The organism is Streptomyces sp. SID12501, assembly GCF_010550245.1.
Lineage (GTDB): Bacteria > Actinomycetota > Actinomycetes > Streptomycetales > Streptomycetaceae > Streptomyces.
On sequence record NZ_JAAGLU010000779.1, the window covers coordinates 1 to 422 of the forward strand.

General features: G+C 70.4%; 1 protein-coding gene. It reads left to right on the forward strand.

Going from position 1 to position 422, the window contains the following annotated elements:
* The coding region (locus G3I71_RS48425) for a helix-turn-helix domain-containing protein (RefSeq protein WP_164325350.1) at window positions 1–393 on the forward strand (393 nt) is incomplete at its 5' end.
* Window positions 394–422: the final 29 nt, after the last annotated feature.

A 422-nucleotide genomic window follows, 5' to 3' on the forward strand; every position in this document is an offset into this window, starting at 1 on the left:
ACGGTTCGCCCCAAGGGCAGGCACTGGACCAACGCGGAGGTCGCCGACGAGCTGAAGCGGGTCAACCCCGACCTCAAGGCCGGCGGCGTGTACCTGTCCCAGCTCCGTACGGGCAAGCGCGCCAACCCCTCCCCCGACCTGCTGGCCGCCCTCGCGAAGTTCTTCGGGGTGTCCGTCGCCTACTTCTTCGACGACGAGGTCGCCGAGTCCGTGCTCAGCGAGGTCGCCGCGATCGAGGCGCTGCGCCAGGCCGGCGTGCGTTCCGTGGCGATGCGCGCGGCCGGGATGAAGAAGGAGAACCTCCAAGCCATCACGGCCATCATGGATCAGTACCGCCAGATGCAGGGCCTGCCGCCCGTCACCGATCCTTCCGACCCCGCGGACCCGGAGTGAGGGTCCCGGGAAAGGGCCGGCCCGCCGAC